Source organism: Blautia sp. An249 (assembly GCF_002159835.1).
Classification (GTDB): domain Bacteria; phylum Bacillota; class Clostridia; order Lachnospirales; family Lachnospiraceae; genus Blautia_A; species Blautia_A avistercoris.
Map to the genome: position 1 here is coordinate 165,815 of NZ_NFJL01000004.1, position 17,608 is coordinate 183,422.

16 protein-coding genes are annotated in these 17,608 nt (G+C 46.3%); 3 read left to right on the plus strand and 13 right to left on the minus strand.

The window, feature by feature from the left end; all coding sequences use genetic code 11:
* Positions 1-31: 31 nt before the first annotated feature.
* From B5F53_RS05845 to B5F53_RS05875, 7 genes are all read right to left on the minus strand, one after another.
* Positions 32-1,420 carry a trimethylamine methyltransferase family protein gene (locus B5F53_RS05845; protein WP_087221207.1) on the minus strand — a complete coding sequence of 463 codons (1,389 nt, stop codon included), beginning with the start codon at positions 1,418-1,420 and terminating at the stop codon, positions 32-34.
* Positions 1,417-2,466 carry an SIS domain-containing protein gene (locus tag B5F53_RS05850; protein ID WP_087221212.1) on the minus strand — a complete coding sequence of 350 codons (1,050 nt, stop codon included), beginning with the start codon at positions 2,464-2,466 and terminating at the stop codon, positions 1,417-1,419. Before B5F53_RS05850 ends, B5F53_RS05845 begins: the two co-directional genes overlap by 4 nt.
* A gap of 22 nt (positions 2,467-2,488) precedes the next feature.
* Positions 2,489-3,328 (minus strand): carbohydrate ABC transporter permease, encoded by an 840-nt coding sequence (locus B5F53_RS05855; protein WP_087221215.1) that lies wholly within the window; start codon positions 3,326-3,328, stop codon positions 2,489-2,491.
* The gene (locus tag B5F53_RS05860) at positions 3,321-4,214 is read right to left on the minus strand and encodes a carbohydrate ABC transporter permease (RefSeq protein WP_140398208.1); all 894 of its coding nucleotides are present in this window, start codon (positions 4,212-4,214) and stop codon (positions 3,321-3,323) included. Before B5F53_RS05860 ends, B5F53_RS05855 begins: the two co-directional genes overlap by 8 nt.
* Entirely contained in the window at positions 4,207-5,349 is a 1,143-nt protein-coding gene (locus B5F53_RS05865; protein WP_087221221.1) for a carbohydrate kinase family protein, read from the minus strand. The genes B5F53_RS05860 and B5F53_RS05865 overlap by 8 nt, the downstream gene beginning before the upstream one ends.
* Positions 5,339-6,655 carry an extracellular solute-binding protein gene (locus tag B5F53_RS05870; RefSeq protein WP_087221224.1) on the minus strand — a complete coding sequence of 439 codons (1,317 nt, stop codon included), beginning with the start codon at positions 6,653-6,655 and terminating at the stop codon, positions 5,339-5,341. The genes B5F53_RS05865 and B5F53_RS05870 overlap by 11 nt, the downstream gene beginning before the upstream one ends.
* Positions 6,656-6,739: 84 nt before the next feature.
* Positions 6,740-7,906, minus strand: a complete 1,167-nt coding sequence (locus B5F53_RS05875; protein WP_087221227.1) for an ROK family transcriptional regulator — start codon at positions 7,904-7,906, stop codon at positions 6,740-6,742.
* Positions 7,907-8,239: 333 nt separating this feature from the next.
* Between B5F53_RS05875 and pfkB the strand changes: the two genes are divergently transcribed.
* The 3 genes from pfkB to B5F53_RS05890 all read left to right on the plus strand — a co-directional run bounded on the left by pfkB (position 8,240) and on the right by B5F53_RS05890 (position 11,911).
* Complete coding sequence (gene pfkB, locus B5F53_RS05880) at positions 8,240-9,145, plus strand: 1-phosphofructokinase (RefSeq protein ID WP_087221231.1); 906 nt, start codon at positions 8,240-8,242, stop codon at positions 9,143-9,145.
* A 30-nt stretch (positions 9,146-9,175) separates the two neighbouring features.
* Complete coding sequence (locus B5F53_RS05885; protein ID WP_087221234.1) at positions 9,176-11,095, plus strand: PTS fructose transporter subunit IIABC; 1,920 nt, start codon at positions 9,176-9,178, stop codon at positions 11,093-11,095.
* 72 nt (positions 11,096-11,167) lie between these two features.
* The gene (locus tag B5F53_RS05890) at positions 11,168-11,911 is read left to right on the plus strand and encodes a DeoR/GlpR family DNA-binding transcription regulator (RefSeq protein WP_087221237.1); all 744 of its coding nucleotides are present in this window, start codon (positions 11,168-11,170) and stop codon (positions 11,909-11,911) included.
* Positions 11,912-11,958: 47 nt separating this feature from the next.
* On the opposite strand, the gene B5F53_RS05895 is transcribed toward B5F53_RS05890, so the two are convergent.
* The 6 genes from B5F53_RS05895 to B5F53_RS05920 form a co-directional block, all read right to left on the minus strand.
* The gene (locus tag B5F53_RS05895) at positions 11,959-12,546 is read right to left on the minus strand and encodes a cytidylate kinase-like family protein (protein ID WP_087221240.1); all 588 of its coding nucleotides are present in this window, start codon (positions 12,544-12,546) and stop codon (positions 11,959-11,961) included.
* A gap of 2 nt (positions 12,547-12,548) precedes the next feature.
* On the minus strand, positions 12,549-13,022 hold the full coding sequence (locus B5F53_RS20690; protein ID WP_087221243.1) for a hypothetical protein: 474 nt from the start codon (positions 13,020-13,022) through the stop codon (positions 12,549-12,551).
* A 318-nt stretch (positions 13,023-13,340) separates the two neighbouring features.
* Positions 13,341-13,982, minus strand: a complete 642-nt coding sequence (locus tag B5F53_RS05905) for a histidine phosphatase family protein (protein WP_087221246.1) — start codon at positions 13,980-13,982, stop codon at positions 13,341-13,343.
* Positions 13,983-13,985: 3 nt separating this feature from the next.
* Positions 13,986-14,969, minus strand: a complete 984-nt coding sequence (locus tag B5F53_RS05910; protein WP_087221249.1) for an ABC transporter permease — start codon at positions 14,967-14,969, stop codon at positions 13,986-13,988.
* Positions 14,970-14,988: 19 nt separating this feature from the next.
* Positions 14,989-16,485, minus strand: a complete 1,497-nt coding sequence (locus B5F53_RS05915) for a sugar ABC transporter ATP-binding protein (protein ID WP_087221252.1) — start codon at positions 16,483-16,485, stop codon at positions 14,989-14,991.
* Complete coding sequence (locus B5F53_RS05920) at positions 16,475-17,578, minus strand: substrate-binding domain-containing protein (protein WP_087221255.1); 1,104 nt, start codon at positions 17,576-17,578, stop codon at positions 16,475-16,477. Before B5F53_RS05920 ends, B5F53_RS05915 begins: the two co-directional genes overlap by 11 nt.
* Positions 17,579-17,608: the final 30 nt, after the last annotated feature.

The window sequence follows — 17,608 nt, forward strand, 5'->3', positions numbered from 1 at the left end:
CACCCTTTCTTTTATCTTAGCACTCCCGGTTCTATCTCTCAACTGCTGCCCGATAGATTTTATCCAGTTCTCTGCGTTTTTCTTTTTCTAACTCATACTCCCCGGGCTCCTTTAAGATGTCCAGGCAGATTTCCTTTAAGATGTCTTCTGCGCCTTTCTCTCCTGTCTGCATCCATTTCTGCAGGGTTTCCTTTGGGGAAAAGGCCCTGGATTTTACATACTCGCCGTAATCGTCCAGACTTCGGTCGCTTCCCACAAATCCCCGCTGAATCCCTTCTCTCATTTCTTCCAGAAACGTACTTTCCATGCAATCTGCTACCGTTCCGTCGCAGATCTGCTGGGCGAAGGAAATAGCCTCCAAATCCTGAATCATACAAAGGGGATCAAACAGTTCGTCCAGACTTAAAGTTCCCACGCAATAAAAACGCTTCGCTCCGTACAGAGCTCCTGCCATAATCATCATTCCCTTTTCCATTCCGGTTCTGCCGTCTGCAGACTTGCCCCAGGTGTGAATGTTCGTGCTGGAGTAGTCCGGTTCTTCCTCATGAATGTATGCAGCCAGCTCGGCGGCCATTCTCTCCATCAGAAACTTTTCCGGACTTCCGAAAGCGATATTAAAATCCCGGAAATCAAAGGGAAACAGATTGGCCCGTATTTCTCCGGAAAGTCCGGTGAGGGCTTCTGTTAAGACGGCGCCTCCCGCCACTTCTGCCAGCGCAGCGGCAAAACCCATAGACAAATTCATCGGGGTAGTCACACCCAGGTTCGGCATGGCAAAGGTATAGAAAGAATCCAGTCGTTCCTTATTTTCCAGTACGATTTCCAGGGAATCGCCCCCGTAGGTTAAAGGACTAATCATATACACAGGAAGATGTTTCATGGGTTGTCCCATGACCTGACTCATCTCAAAGAGATATTCCGCTGCCTTTAAAGAATCCGGAGCCAGCGGCCAGCAGCGGGAACAATTCTCTGCTGCGATTTTATATCTGGCCAGGGAAGACAGTTCTTTTGGCACATCACAGGGATACCCGGGAATTACCGGATTCAGAGGATACCTCTTACTGGCCTTCTCCACAAAGGCGGCATATTCTCCCAGACTTTCCATGGTATATTCTTTGATCTTTCTATCCTGTACATCCCGGTACTGGTAAGTATACAGACTGGCTTCCCCGTGAAGGCGGTTTCCATGCTTATCTTTGGGCGTTTTTATCTTCTTCTGCTTTTCCATAAACTCTTCATAAAGTTTCCGCTCTATGAAAGCCCTGTGATCCTTCATGGTGATTCCCGGACAATGTTCCAGATGTTCTTCTGACTTTTTGTCAGTTACCTTAATCCCAATCTCTTCCAGCACCTTCCCGGCGCCTTCTGTTATCTTTTCGGCCTGTTCCCGGCTCAGATACATTCCTTCCCAGTTCTTCATGCTTCCTTTCTCCCGTCATAGTCTTTTACTACTTTTGATAAATAGCGAAATCCGTCTACTTCCAGTCCTTTCCTTCTCGCTGTCTGTTCCGCCAGAAGCTGAAGAGGAACCAGGAAATAAAGGGGAGCAAAACATTCTTCCCCCGCGTCTTCAATAAGAATCCTGTGTTCCGTACAGGGATGACAATACTTGCCGCAGTCTGTAATCAGATAGATGTCTGCGCCGATATTTTCCAGAAACCGGATATGTGTCTGCGTCTCCCGGGCCTGTTTCCCGCCGGAAGCCAGAAACAGCACGGGCAGCCCCTTCTCCGTCACTTCCAAGGTTCCATGGCGGAAGTCTCCGATACTTGATCCCATGGTATGAAGAAAGGTTTTCTCCTGCATCATCAGCGCTCCTTCGATTGCCGCTGCTCCCAGCAGTCCCGCCCCCAGGATGTAGAAGTTTTCCTTTGTCAGCAGGGTATTGACCAGAAGATCCAGACCGGTATCTGCCTGCTTCAGTGTCTTTTCCAGTTTCTCTGGTATTTCATAAAATTTCTGCTGATATTCTTCCTTCCATCCAAAGGCTAAGATTGTCAGAAGAAGAACGGTAGCCAGGTTGGTTTTTGTAGCGGAGCTTACCTCCTGTTCACAGTACAGAGGAAGAACCTCCGAAGCGTTTCTTCCCAGAGAGGAGTCCGGCTCATTGGTGATTCCCCACAGTTCTGCTCCCGTCTCTTTGACCTTTTCTCCATAAAGTTTTGTCTCAATGCTTTCCCCGGACTGGGATACAAAAATCACCAGTGTCTCCCGGTCAAAGGAGGGAAGCAGATACGGCAGATCTTCTGCCGGAGTTACCAGAGGCTTTAACCCGCTGTGAAGATAGAATGCATATTTCGCCATCTGGCAGGCATAAAGAGAAGCTCCCATTCCCGTAAGTACCAGTTGTCTTTTCTCCGTTAGTTTCTGATGATAAAGCTTCGCCTTCGGCAGATATTCCTCCAGCAGTCTTTTTGCCACCTGGGGCTGATCGTGGATTTCTTTCCACATTTGTGTGTTTTCCATGGTTACCTCCTCTTTCTATTTTCTATCCTTTCACCGAACCTGTGGTTAATCCCTTTGTTAAATATTTCTGGAAACAGATATAAAGGAGTACAGACGGCACCATGACAATGTTTAACCCGGCAAAGAGGGTTACCCAGTCTGCCTTTAACTTAAAGGATTCCATTAATGCAATAATCCCCACCGGCAGCGTCTGCAGTTCCTTATCCTGTAAAAAGGTCAGTGCAAAAATGTAATCGTTCCAAATCCAGACAAAATTAAAAATCACAATGGTGATAACTCCGTTTTTCGACAGAGGGAAAATCACCTTCCAAAAGGCCTTATGGGCCGTACATCCGTCTATGGCTGCCGCTTCTTCCAGTTCTTTGGGCATACTTTTGTAAAATCCGCTCATAATCAGAATGGAATAGGGCAGGCTGAACACCACGTATAAAATTACCAGACCGATTCGGGTATTCCAAAGGTGCAGATCATACATCACCGTGAATTCCGATGGCAGAATCAAAGATGTGGGTACGTACAGGCCTGCGATAAACAGCATCAGAAGGGCCTCCCCCCATTTCTTCTGTGTTCTGACCAGAAGATAAGCCACTGTACTGGAGAGAATCACCACCAGAAAAACGGAAATCAGTGTAATCACAATACTGTTTAAAGTATACGTCTGAAAGTCGATTTTCACCCATGCGTTCACATAGTTTTCCAACTGCCATTTTTTCGGCAGAGCCCATGGGTTTGCCACAAATTCCCCGTTCGTCTTAAAAGAAGTATAAATAACCCAGAATACAGGGAATAAAATCGCAAGCCCATAAAGCCCTGAAAATAAATCTCTGACCGCGCCTCCTGCTTTCACTTTCTTTCTATTCATCTCGATACCCCGCTTTCATACCCTTCATAATGATAAAAATAATCAGGAACAATACTGCAAACAGCAATACGCCGATAGCGGAGGCATACCCATAATCGCTGTAAGTAAACGCATGCTCGTACAGATAGGTGGTCAGAAGCTCTGAGGCCCGGTTAGGTCCTCCTTTTGTCATAACGTACACCAGTTCAAAGGAATAATTAAAAGCGGTCACACAGAAGAACACCAGAGAAGTCCTGATTTCCTGCCAGATTCCCGGAATGGTCACATGCCAGAACTGCTGCCGCTTATTGGCTCCGTCAATAGCCGCCGCTTCGTAGCAGTCCTCTGAGATATTTAAAATGGCTGCAATAAACATCACCATATAAAACCCCACATTAATCCAGACCAGAGGCACAACCAGGGCGCCCATAATCACGTCCGACTCTCCCAGCCAGACATGCTGCAGAGCGGACAAGCCGACTTTTTCTAAAAATCCGTTTACCAGTCCAAAGGACGGATTGTAGATAAAGGTCCATAACACAGCCACCACAGCAATGGACATTACATATGGAATAAAGTAAATAATCCGAAGCCCCTTGTGGTATCTTCTCCTGCTTTTGGTCACCATGACTGCAAAAGCAAGGGCCAGAGTGAAGGTAAAGAGAGTGCAGAAGACTAAGATGAACAGATTGTTTCCCAGCGCCTTCCACACAATGGGATCTTTTACCAGTCTGCGGAAGTTTTCCAGTCCCACGAAGGTAATCTCATCAGAGAACCCGCTCCAGCTGCATAAGCTCAGAAAAAGGGATTTGAGACACGGATAAACGCAGAACACTCCGTAAATGATTAGGGTCGGTATTAAATATAGAATAATCAGGCTCTTTTTCTTTCCAGTCACTTTACTCACCTGTACTTTCTGTCCTTAGAACTTTTTCTTCTTTTACTCTGCCGGGCTCCTCCTGAAGAAAGGCCGCCAACCGGGAAAGATTCGGGCTTTTGCCGTATCTTACATAATATCCGGAAACGGCATTTCCCAGCTTCAGGCTTTCCTTTAAAGAAAAGCCGTGCAGAAGCCCAAAGCAAAGCCCGCCGTTAAAATTGTCTCCGCCTCCTGTGGAAATCCTGGGAACGGCCGTATAATACCCTGTCTCAAATTCCAGTCTGCCGTTTTGGTACCCGTAGGAAGAATCACACAGATGCAGAATAAAGTAATCAATTTTCAGAGCCCGTCCGATGCGTTCCGCCATTTCCTCCATATGTACCGGGTTCTTTAAAAACAATGCCTTATAAATCAGCCGGCCCTCATTTTCATTTACACTGAGAATGGTTTTCCGGTATCTGGTTATCTGCTCCTCCAGCTTCAGAATCCTCCTTAATTCTTCGGAAGTTTTTCTGGATGCATCGGAAATATCCATCAGGAACCAGTTCTGCTCTCTGTCTTCTTTTCCTCCTGCAATGCAGTTTTCATAGACCTTCCCGAACAGCTCTGTAGCGCCTTCCAGCTCGCTCCAGTTCAGCATGGCGGCAAGCCTGCTGTCCTGGAAATATTCCCGCAGCGTACTCTGAGAAATTCTCCTGGTCAGGTTCTCCCAGTTCAGTTCTTTTAAAGAGTCCATGGAAGAGAGCATCACCTTTCCGTCATGAAATTCGATGGCGTTACACTGTCCCATTTCACAGACCGTATGAATCCGGCAGTTTTCACTTATCTGTTCCATAAGAGGATCTTTCTGAGGGTACCCCATACTTCCAACGCAGTGTATCTGTACTCCAAGAGTTCCCAGACTGTTGGCAAAGATGGCCATATTTCCGCCGATTTTCTCTTCCTGTATTTCCATTTCCAGAGAACAGCTCATATTTTTCTTAGATACTAAGTATCTCCCGAATTCTTCGATTGTATGAAAATAACGGGTCTTCCGATCATCGTTCTTCTTTCTTACCAGCCGGACGACTGTATCTTTTACCGCATCAAATCCTACAACTGCCCAGACGGAAGAATTCTCAAAAGCGATTCTCTGTAATTTCCGAACAATCTTATTCTCCACTTTCTATCTCCTGTGCTGTCTGATCCATTCGTTCACAAAATTCTTCGGCGTTAATCTCTTCCTGTATCAGGGCATTAATACAGTTATTTAATTCCTCTAATACCTCTTTATAACGTACTTTATATGTGGCAGAAAGAATGGTCACATTATCATCTGCCATCTCCCACATCGCCTGGGCGCTTTCAGGGAGAGCATTCATCACTTCATCACTCTGTTCTTCCAAAGCCAGCATAAATCCGGTGTTTTCTGCAACGTATTCGGCATTTTCTTCTGAATAGAACAACTGTACCAGTTCCTTAATGTATTCCAGTTTTTTATCATCTTCCTGTTTCGGCAGTACCATACACTCCACAACTGCTGTGGAAGACGTCTTTTCACTGTCTTCTCCGGGTGCATACATGGGTGATAACTGGAAATCCTGGGGCCACTGGCCTTCCATCTCTCCTTCCAGCCAACTTCCGGACGGAACGAAAGCGTCTTTGTTACCGATAAAGTCAATCTGAGACTGAATGTGATCCATAGCCAGAGAATTCTTATCAATATAGCCTGCGTCCCGCATTTCTTCCAGCCGCTGAATTACCTCCAGAACCGCCGGCTGTTTCCAGGCTCCCGGTTCGTTTTGATTAATCGCCTCCAGAGACTGGGGATCCAGGTTATACATCATGGGCACCAGGAAGGCGTCCGCCAGCATAAAGGGATATACCCCTGCATAAATCATGGGTGTTACGCCGCCGTCTTTTATCTGTCCGCAAAGTGCAAGATATTCTTCCCAGGTCTTTGGAACTTCCCAGCCCTTTTCCTGGAACAGCTTTCCACTGTAAAAATTGCCTGCGATCAGTTTACTGGTGGGCAGAAAATAGTGGGAATCTTCGATTTTTCCCATTTCCAGGCCTGCAGAGAAAATAGTTTCTCCCAGGGTCTTCGTTCCTTCTGCATTCTGTTCCTCTAAGATGTCATCCACAGGATATAAAAGACCTTCCTCTGCAAAACCATAGTAATCCACATCACTAATCCAGCTATAGAAGATGTCCGGCGCCTCCTGTACATTTAAAAGGTTCCGGATAACTTCAGAGGCCTTGGCATTGCTTTCAAATTCCACTTTCACATCGGGATGGGCCTCCTGAAACTTCTCAAGGGGAAGATCCCAGAATTGTTCCGACACCTCCTGCTGCCACATAATGGAGATGGTCATCTCTTCAGAATCTCCGCCTTTCGCGGTTTCTCCCTCACTGCTGCTTCCACCGCATCCTGCCAGGCCAGCCAGCAGTGCGCCTGCACATAAAATTGCTACAACCCTTTTCTTCATAAATACCTCCTGCCTTCTTTTCTAATTCTATTTATAAATCTGAATATCGTAAAAACCCCCATTTTTTCGGTATTCAGGATTTACCTAGATGGGCATCCACTTGGAAAAAACCATTTCCGACGCGCCTTTTACCATAGTCGTACTGCTTTCCTCGTCCAGATAAATCTGAGGAAGATCTTCCTCTGCCACCAGCATTCTGGTTTTCATCTCCTCAATACTGGTCTGCAGGCAGATTTTTAACGTTTCCGTAGTTCCTCCCCCGATTAAAATACAATCCGGATTAAACATGTTATTTAAAATCGAAAGCAGCCGGCCGAAAATTTCTCCATTCTCTGTCAGTACTTTCCCGGCCTCTGGATCCTTTTCTTTTATCAGATTCAGAAATTCGCCATAGGACTTAAGCTCTTTTCCTGCGTACAGCCGGTATTTCTCCACATACCCCTGAATCCGCAGATCACTTTCCACACATCCGTAATTCCCGCATAGATGACATTTCATCTGAGGATTGCCAATGGGCATATGACAGATTTCCGGCGCATACCCCCGGGATCCGCAAATCAGGTTTCCGTTGGCAACCACTCCGATTCCGAGACCTTCATCTGCAAAGATATAAATCAGATTTTCCTGCTCCTGCCCGTGTCGTTTCTGCATATATTCCGACAATACGCACAGGTTGGATTCGTTATCCACATAAACGGTTTTCTTTAAAGCCTCCGACAGCATTTCTTTCATCGGCTGATTGTTAAACATCTCAATCTCCGAAGATACAATGTGATGGGTTTTCTTCTCGAAAATTCCGGGAACTGCCACGCCGACCCCAATGATCTGCCATTCCTGAAAGGTATCCAGCACCTGTTCTTCGTATATCTCCCTGCAGAGATTCACAATCGCTTCCACATCACAGTCTTTTTCATAAGCAAATTTCTCGTCAAAAACCATCTGGTTCCCATAGTCCAGCACGCAGACACGAATCCACCCAAATCTGGTCAGATCCAGGCAAAGGGAAAGCAGGTTTTCGTACTGGATGGAAATGGTTTTGGGTGTTCTTCCCACAACCTTCGTATCTTCTTTTGCTTCTTCCTGGATATAGCCTTTTTCCCTCATCTCATTACAGATATTGGAGACCGTAGCAAAACTTAAATTTAATTCTTCAGCCATGACTTTTTTCGTCACTCGTTTTTCTTTTCTTAAATAATCCATGATCTCTTTTCCATGGACTCTTTTCAATTCAACGGAACTGTCTATCTTCATTTTGTATTCCCCTCTATTATTTTATCTATTATTTTAATAATTATTTTAATGGCTAAAATAATAGTATATAATTCTGCTCCCTATGTCAACAGGAAATCTCTGGAATATTAGACAAGGTTCTTTCTCCTTTTTTAGGCAGGACTTACAAAGCCCGGAATAAATTTGGAGAAACCGCTTAAAATGGTATTATATGATTTTCCCGTTTATGACTGATTTTGATTGTTTGTGAATTTTTAATAAATTATTCGTAAAAATATCGTGCATAAATATGATTGATTTTGATTGAATTTGATTATATAATAACTACAACAAATAAACGAGGAGGTACTTGGGATGATTTATACCGTTACTTTTAATCCGTCCTTAGATTATATTGTCACCATGGATCAGTTTCAGCTTGGACGAACGAACCGAACCCTGACGGAACAGATGCTCCCCGGCGGAAAGGGGATTAATGTATCTACAGTTTTAAATAACCTGGGGATTGAGACTACGGCTCTCGGATTTACCGCCGGCTTTACCGGAGAGGAAATCTGCCGGAAGGTCCGGGCCCTTGGGATTCCCTATGATTTTATTCCTGTGGAAGAGGGCTTTTCCAGAATTAATGTGAAATTAAAAGATTATGACGGGACAGAGATTAATGGAAAAGGCCCGCAAATACCGCCGGATAAAATCCAGCAGCTTTTTGAGAAACTGGATACCCTGAAAGAAGGCGACACCTTAGTTCTGGCCGGCAGTATTCCGGAAAGTCTTCCGGATTCCATCTATAAAGATATTCTGAAACGACTGGCAAAGAAAAACATTTTATTCGCGGTAGACGCTACGAAAGATTTGCTCCTGAACGTACTGGAATATCATCCGTTTTTAATCAAACCCAACAACCATGAACTGGGGGAAATTTTCGGCGTCAGCTTAAGCGCCCGGGAAGAAGTCGTCCCTTACGCCAGAAAGCTTCAGGAACAGGGCGCGGGAAATGTCCTGGTTTCTATGGCAGGACAAGGCGCCGTGCTGGTGGATGAAACCGGAGAAACCCATATGCTGCCTGCCCCTGAAGGAACGCTGGTAAACGCCGTAGGTGCGGGAGATTCCATGGTCGCCGGTTTTCTGGCCGGATGGACAGAAAGAAAAGATTATCACCATGCCTTTAAAATGGGGATTTCCGCCGGAAGCGCCAGTGCTTTTTCCGAACTTCTGGCCACCAGGGAAGAAATCCTCCGTATTTATCAGACTTTAAAATAATCCCATTTTCTCAAAGAAAGGAGTACAGTTATGAGAATCGTAGATTTATTGGATCCCAAGAGCATCTCGCTGGACGGCGCGCCGAAAACCAAACCGGACGCTCTGGATCAAATGGTAGACTTAATGGTAAACAGTGGTAAAATCCGGGATAAAGAAGCCTATCGGAAACAGGTTTACCTGCGTGAAGAAGAAAGCACTACAGGAGTGGGCGAAGGAATTGCCATCCCTCACGGAAAAGGGGAATCCGTTATCCGTCCCGGGCTGGCTGCCATGGTAGTAAAAGACGGGGTAGATTTTGATTCCCTGGACGGACAGCCTGTGCACCTGATTTTCCTAATCGCAGCCCCAAATACCAAAGACAATGTACATCTGGATGTTTTAAGCAAACTTTCCGTCTTACTGATGGACGAAGAATTTGTTGAGAAATTAAAATCTGCCTCTTCCGTGGAAGAATTTCTGCGGATTGTGGATCAGGCCGATCAGGAAAAACCGGATTTGGACCAACAGCTTTCTTCTCCCTCTGAAGACGCTCCTGTTTCCCAGGCCTGCAGAATTCTTGCCGTTACCTCCTGTCCCACCGGAATCGCCCATACGTATATGGCCGCAGAAGGACTGGAGAAAGCCGCGAAAAATAAAAACTGTACCATCAAAGTGGAAACCAGAGGTTCCGGAGGCGCCAAAAATGTCCTGACCGAAGAGGAAATTGCACAGGCCGACTGTATTATCGTAGCCGCCGACGCCAAAGTACCTATGGATCGGTTCCACGGAAAGAAACTGATTGAATGTCAGGTATCCGACGGCATCAGTAAAGCAGACCAGCTTTTAGAACGGGCAATAAGCGGAGACGTTCCCGTATATCAGGGCGGTACTTCCGGCGAAAGCCAGACCCCGGTAAAGGCCTCCGGAGGCGTCGGACATAAAATCTACATGCAGCTTATGAACGGTGTCTCCCACATGCTTCCTTTCGTGGTAGGCGGCGGTATTCTCATTGCCCTTGCCTTCCTCATTGACGGATTCAGCGTGGATATTAACTCCCTCTCCGAAGATATGCGTGCAAACTTCGGTACCATTACCCCCGTTGCCGCCACTTTAAAAGGCATCGGAGACATTGCCTTCGGCTTCATGCTCCCCATTCTGGCAGGTTTTATTGCCATGAGTATCGGCGACCGTCCGGGACTGGCCCTGGGCTTTGTGGGCGGCATGATCGCAGCCAATGGAAAATCCGGTTTCTTAGGAGCGCTTGCCGCCGGTTTCATTGCCGGATACCTGATTCTCCTTTTAAAGAAAGTATTCGACAGACTGCCCGCAGCCATTGAGAAAATCGCACCTGTACTGCTCTATCCTTTTGTAGGTATCCTGCTTATGGGACTGATCATGAATTTCCTGGTAGAGCCTCCCATCGGCGCCCTGAATACGGCCTTAAATACGGCTCTGACCAATATGAGCGGATCCAGTAAGATTCTTCTGGGAATCATTGTGGCAGGCATGATGTCCATCGATATGGGCGGCCCCTTTAATAAAGCAGCCTACGTATTCGGCACCGCTTCCATCGCAGCAGGAAATTATGATATCATGGCCGCCGTTATGATCGGCGGAATGGTTCCTCCCTGTGCCATTGCACTTGCAACCTTATTATTTAAAAACAAATTCACCAAAGAGGAACGGGAATCCGGCCCGGTAAACTTCATCATGGGACTTGCCTTTATCACAGAGGGCGCCATTCCCTTCGCCGCCTCCGATCCCCTGCACGTTCTGCCTTCCTGCGTCATCGGTGCGGCCGTATCCGGAGCCCTTTCCATGACCTTTGGATGTACTCTTATGGCGCCCCACGGCGGAATCTTCGTCTTCCCGGTGGTAGAACATGCGCTGTTGTATCTGGCAGCCCTGATTATCGGAACCATAGTGGGCGCCGTACTCCTGGGCCTTCTTAAGAAAAAAGTCGCCCAATAAGAATCCCTTCTTGCCAAGGAGCTGCCTTTGTGTGTAAAATAACGGTAAGAAACACAGAAAGGAAGACTGCTTATGCTTACAGAAAAACGGCAGGAAGAAATTCTAAACCTTCTGGAATCAAAAGGCAGTGTCACCGTACAGGAACTGACAGAGCGGTTTCACGCTTCCGAATCCACAATCCGACGGGATCTGACCGTTCTTCATAAGAAGGGGGACCTTGTGAAAGTGTTCGGCGGAGCCGTACAGAACACTGCCAGAATCAGTACGAAAGAAGAGCAGGTCGCTTTTCGTATGGAGCTGAACCGGGAAGAAAAACAAATCATTGCCCGGTATGCGGCATCCCTTATCGAGCCCGATGATTTTATTTATCTGGATGCCGGAACCACCACCTGGTATATGATTCCTTATATAAAAGAACATTCCGCCTCCTTTGTCACAAACGCCGTTTCCCACGCACTTTCCCTTTCGGAAAACGGGTTTCGCGTCATCCTTCTGGGCGGAGAATTAAAGGCGGCTACAGAGGCGATTGTGGGAAATGAAGCCTATGTAAACCTTCAGAAATACAATTTTACTAAAGGGTTCTTCGGAACCAACGGGGTGAACCGTTTCTCCGGATTTACCACTCCGGATATTAATGAGGCCATGATTAAAGAATGTGCCATGAAACATACACAGACCCCCTACGTCCTTTGCGATAACAGCAAGTTTCGCCAGACCAGCGCCGTCAGTTTCGGAGAATTCTCTGCTGCACGGATTATCACAGAGAAGCTCCCTGATGAGACCTACCGAAACACAGAAAATATAATCATTCCATAGATTCACAGAAATTAAGCCGGCAGCATTTTCAACTGCCGGCTTTCCTGTTATCTCCCCGCAAGTTCCAGAATCATCTGGATGCATTTTTCATATCCCAGTTCACTGCTGTTTAGACACAGGGTATAATTCCCCGCATATCCCCATTCCTCATCCGTGTAATATTTATAGTGAATGCTTCTCTTTTTGTCTGTGGATTTCATACGTTTCTGAGCTTCCGCCTCAGACAGGTGATACAGCTCCATAATCCTCTTTACTTTCTGGCTCCAGTTCCCGCTGATGAACACATGAAGGCCGTCGTCCCATTCCCTCAGAATATGATCTGCGCACCTTCCCACGATTACACAGGGGCCCTTTTCTGCTGCTTCGATAATTATCTTTCTCTGTACCGAATACATGTAGTCTTCCAATGACTGTCCGGTAGCATTTCTTCCCACAAATGCATAGCTCAGAATACTTTTCGTGGGAGAATACTCCCCCTTTTCTTCTACAAATCTGGGAGAAAATCCGGTCTCTTCCGCTACTTTTGCAATTATCTCCTTATCGTAGAACTCCATCCCGGCGCGTCTGGCAATCTCCTCTCCGATATACCTTCCTCCGCTTCCGAACTCTCTGCTGATAGTAATAATTTTCTTCATAGTCACCCCTCCAATCCTTGAATTTTCTTCCTTTGAATCCGTTTCATTAAAACACAGGCAATGACTGCGGTTGCCGCTTCTGTAACAGGGAAGGTCCACCATACAAGCCAGACTTTTTCCGATGATGCAGCAGCGATTTCAGCCAGTCCCCAGGCTACCTTATAAAACAGTCCGTAAGCAGTAACTGCCGTCTCTCCAATGGTTCCCAGAATCAGATTCAGCCCGTAAGTCATCACCGACATCAGCGCCTGGGCAATAATTGCCGGCAGTCCAATGGCGTAGATTCCTCCTACAATTTTCCCTTCTGGTTTTATATAGGAAATCCTGTTTTTTATTTCTTTATTATACCGTAAATGAAAGAGAAATGCCAGCGCCATAGACACAATCTGACCGATGACTGTAGCATAGGCAGCGCCTTTTACCCCCATCTCGGGGAATCCCAGATACCCGTAAATAAAGATCGGATCCAGGATCACATTGGTAAGCGCTCCTGCAATCTGTGCAATTGTTGAATTTTTCCCTCATGTTAGATACAAACGCACTGTCCACAATGTTATAAACTGCCTGCAGTACCATAGACAGAATCATGGGAATTCCCATGGTAAGCATTAACTTATTTACCTTCGTTGTTCCCATTTTACTCATAGATTCCTGTGTTTTCATTTTGACCTCCCTAAATTAACTTATAATCTGGAGACTTTAGGAAAGCTGCCACAACCAAAAAAAGATGCGTAAACCCTCATCTGGATTTACGCATCTCGCTACTCGATAAAATAAAATTATCAGATTTGAATTTAATTGTCAAGTCTTTGCCGTTCCTGAAAATTTCCTGTAATATCCAGGGCTTCTTCTGCTAAAGTAAATTCTCCTTCCCGGCATATTACCACTGTCACACAGCAGTTTTTCTGCTCTTTTCCATCCCAGAATCTGGCCGGCGGCCAGTGATTTACTGTACAGATCATCCCCCGGATAAGAGCTCCGTGGGCTGCGATTAAAACATAGTCCTGCTCCTTTTCCAGAGGGAGGATCTGTTCCTTAAGGAAGCTGCGGCACCGCCTGAGTAATGCAGAGATGGACTCTCCTCCTTCAGACGGGAGGTACTTTCCGGGCGCATGGAAATAAGAATACAGATTCAAATCCGGCCGGCCATGAATCAGAGGGAGGGACTGTCCCTCGTCTTCCCCATAAGAAATTTCTTTCAATCGGTCGTCTTCATATAAAGGGCATTCTCTACCTTTCAGCAGAATTTCAGCCGTTTCTCTTGCCCGCAGCATTGGGCTTGTAAAAGCCGTCTTAAAGGGAATCGGGGACAGACAGCGGGCTGCCGCCTGTGCCTGTCGGCGGCCCTGTTCGTTAAGAGGATTATCTGCCTGACCTTGTATCCTGCCTTCTTTATTCCATTTCGTTTCCCCGTGTCTGACAAAATACAGTCTCATTTCTTATTTCCTGAAGAAAATCCGTTTCATTTTTTCTTTAATTACCGGATTGTCTTTGATGGCGTCAATAAATACGGCAATCAGCACAACGGCGCCTGTTACAATAGTTTCCCAGTAGGAAGAAATCCGCAGGAGGGTAATACAGGTACTGATTACACTGCTTAACAGACCACCGATGATGGTGCCTACTACGCTTCCTACACCTCCTGCCATGGACGTTCCGCCCAGCACGGCTGCCGTAATGGAATCCATCTGCCAGCTCTCGCCGATGCTGGCCTGGAAGGAAGCCAGTTTACAGGCCATTAACACGCCTGCAATGGCAGAGAGGAAACCGCTCAGGCAGTAAACCAGCATTTCGATTCTTTCTGTGGGGATACCCACGATTTTCGCACAGTTTCTGTTTCCGCCCAGGGCGTAGATATAGCGTCCCACTTTCGTTTTTTTCAGCATAATGGTAAGCAGGATACAGATCACTGCCATAATAATTACAATATTGGGAAGGAAGCCGCCGATTACTCCATTTGCCAGGGTTTCTGCGGATTCGGCCATCCCTGTAATGGGCATGCCTTTTGTGATAACATATACAATGCCTTTATAAATTTCCATGGTTGCCAGAGTTACAATAAAGGGCGTCATCTTAAAATAAGCAATGAAAAATCCGTTTACAGCGCCCAGACCGATTCCTATCAGGCTGGAAAGAACAATGGCCAGGTAGGGATTGATTCCATAGTTCACCATGAAAATCGCTCCGAACATCCCGCAGACCGATCCGATAGTTGCTACAGACAGGTCAATGCCGCCCGTCAGCAGGACAATGGTCTGCCCGAATCCTACAATGATGACGAAGGCTGCCGCCCTGGTCAGGGTACTCATGTTGTAAGCGGTAAAAAAGTTACCTGTTGTAATATGTACAATAATTCCCACTAATATGGTTACAATTAATACCATACCGGCTGTAGATTTAAAGAATTTCGTTACTTTATTCATTTTTGTAAAAACCTCCTCATCACTGAAATGCCACTTTCAATACATCTTCCTGGGTAACAAGATCAACATCATCAAGATAACCGCTGATCCTGCCCCGATGAACGACCATGATTCTGTCCGCCAGCGCCAGCACTTCTTCCATTTCAGAGGAAATTACAACAACAGATACGCCATTGTCCGCCAGTTCTCTGATTAACTGATGAATCTCGCCTTTTGCATTTACGTCAATACCCCGTGTAGGCTCATCCAGAATCAGCATTTTAATTCCCTTTGCCATCCAGCGGGCTACAATTACTTTCTGCTGATTACCGCCGGAAAGATTTTTAATTAATGTCTCCCGGGAAGCTGTTTTTATTTTAAAGGATTTGATATATTCTTCTGTAAGATCCGCCGCCTGTTTCCAGTCAATGAGGCCGTGTTTCTTCAGTTTATCATAAGAGGGCAGCAGCATGTTTTCCATCACAGACATACTGGGCGTTATGCCGTCGTGCCTTCTCTCCTCTGAAACATACCCCATTCCCTGGTTAATAGCATCAATGGGAGATTTAATAGGTACTTCTTTTCCTTCAATCAGAATTTTGCCGCCCGGCTCTTTTTCCGTAATACCGAAAACACATTTGAAAATTTCTGTTCTGCCTGCGCCTACCAGCCCTGCCACACAGAGGATCTCCCCTTTGCGTATCCGGAAATTCACATCTTCAAATTCCCCTTTTCTGGTCAGGTGCTGTGCTTCCAGAAAGACTTCTTCCGATACCTGTCTTTTGACCCTCTGGGTCTTCTTTACTTCTTTTCCTGCCATCAGATTAATCATCTGATCCTTAGTAATCTCTGAAACCGGGACCTCCTTTACCAGACATCCGTCTTTCATAATCGTGATTCGGTCACACTGTTCCATAATTTCGTCCAGGTGGTGGGAAATGAAAACCATTGCCGTGCCGCCTTTTTTCAGCTCCTGCATGGAACGGAACAGGCTCTCTGTCTCCTTGTTGGTCAGAACGGCCGTAGGCTCGTCCAGAATCAGAACCTTCGGATGATAAGCCAGAGCTCTGGCGATAGATACCAGCTGCTGATAAGCGGCTGAGAGATTTTTCACCGGCTGGCTTACGTCCACTTTTACCTCCAGAATCTGAAGCAGTCTTTCAGCTTCCTGTTCTGCCAGTTTCCAGTTAATCAGACCTTTCCCCACTTCGTTTCCCAGAAAAATATTTTCTGCCACGCTGGCTTCCGGAATCAGATTCAGCTCCTGGGGAACCAGAACAATATTCTTTTTCAGCGCTTCTTTGGGAGAGGAAAACCGAATCGGTTTTCCCTCCATATATACTTCTCCGCTGTCACAGTAAAACTGCCCGGTCAGAACATTCATCAGCGTACTTTTCCCAGCTCCGTTTTCACCGATCAGAGCGTGAATCTCACCCTTTCTCAGCTTCAGGGAAACTCTGTCAAGAGCCTTTGTCCCAGGGAAGGTTTTCACAATGTCCCTCATTTCTATTACATATTCATTCTCGCTACTGTGCATTCCCTTCATCTCCATATAACATCTCAATGTATTTATCTGCATCATCTGCAAAAACAGATGTGGAGCCTACATTTGTGGATTCCTCTACGGTTTCCCCGTCGATTGTCATAACTGCATCATAGATTAATTTGTATCCCATGTCGTAGCAGTTCTGCACCTGAGCCACATATAAAGTACCGTCCTTTAAGTATTCCAGAGTTCTTAAGTCATGATCCATGCCGCCGATTACAATGTCGCCTGATTTTCCTGCGTCCTTGACTGCCTGGCAGGCGCCTACCGGATTAGACATATTGTTGCAGAGGATTCCGCCTAAGTCCGGATATGCCTGGAGCCAGGATTCGGTGATGCTGATAGCCTTTTCCACGGAGTCATCGTCACGCTGTTCATCCACTATTTCAATGTCCGGATATTGGGCGATGGTATCTTTAAATCCTTCCAGACGTTCCTCGTGGGAAGCGGCTCCCATGGTTCCGGAAAGAATGGCGATCTGACCTTTTCCGCCCATCTTTTCACACACAGCTTCTGCAAGAGCGCATCCGTCATTATAATTATCTGTATTGCCTACGAAAAAGGCTCTGTCGCTGTCTTCCACATCGGAGCTGGCGAAGGTTGCCACCGGCACCCCTGCGGATACAGCTTCATTAATCGCCTTTGCAGTTGTCTCCGGCTGGTTTACATCTACAGCAATCAAATCATAGCCCTGGCCCACAGCAGTTTCAATGGAGTTTACCTGGTCAACTGCATCCGGCTGTGCCGGTCCGTACCATTCGTAGTCAATGGTAACGCCTTTTTCTTCCATATCGGCTACTGCCGCATCCACACCGCTTTTTATGGCGTCATACCAGCTATGGATGTTTTTGTATGTACAGTAAATCTTATAGCTGTCTTTTTTTGGCTCATAACTGGTATCAAAACCGGCGTCTGCCAGATCCGTTTTTCCTGTGGCGCTGTCCCCTGCCTTGGCTGTGGTTGCAGACTCTGTGCCGGACTGCGCATCGGAACCTTCGGTATCGCCGGAACCGCCGCAGCCTGCCAGTACGGAAACTGCAAGAATTGCTGATAAAGCTGCTGTGATAAATCTTTTCTTAAACATCTGTTTTCCTCCCAATCCTAAATTCTGTTT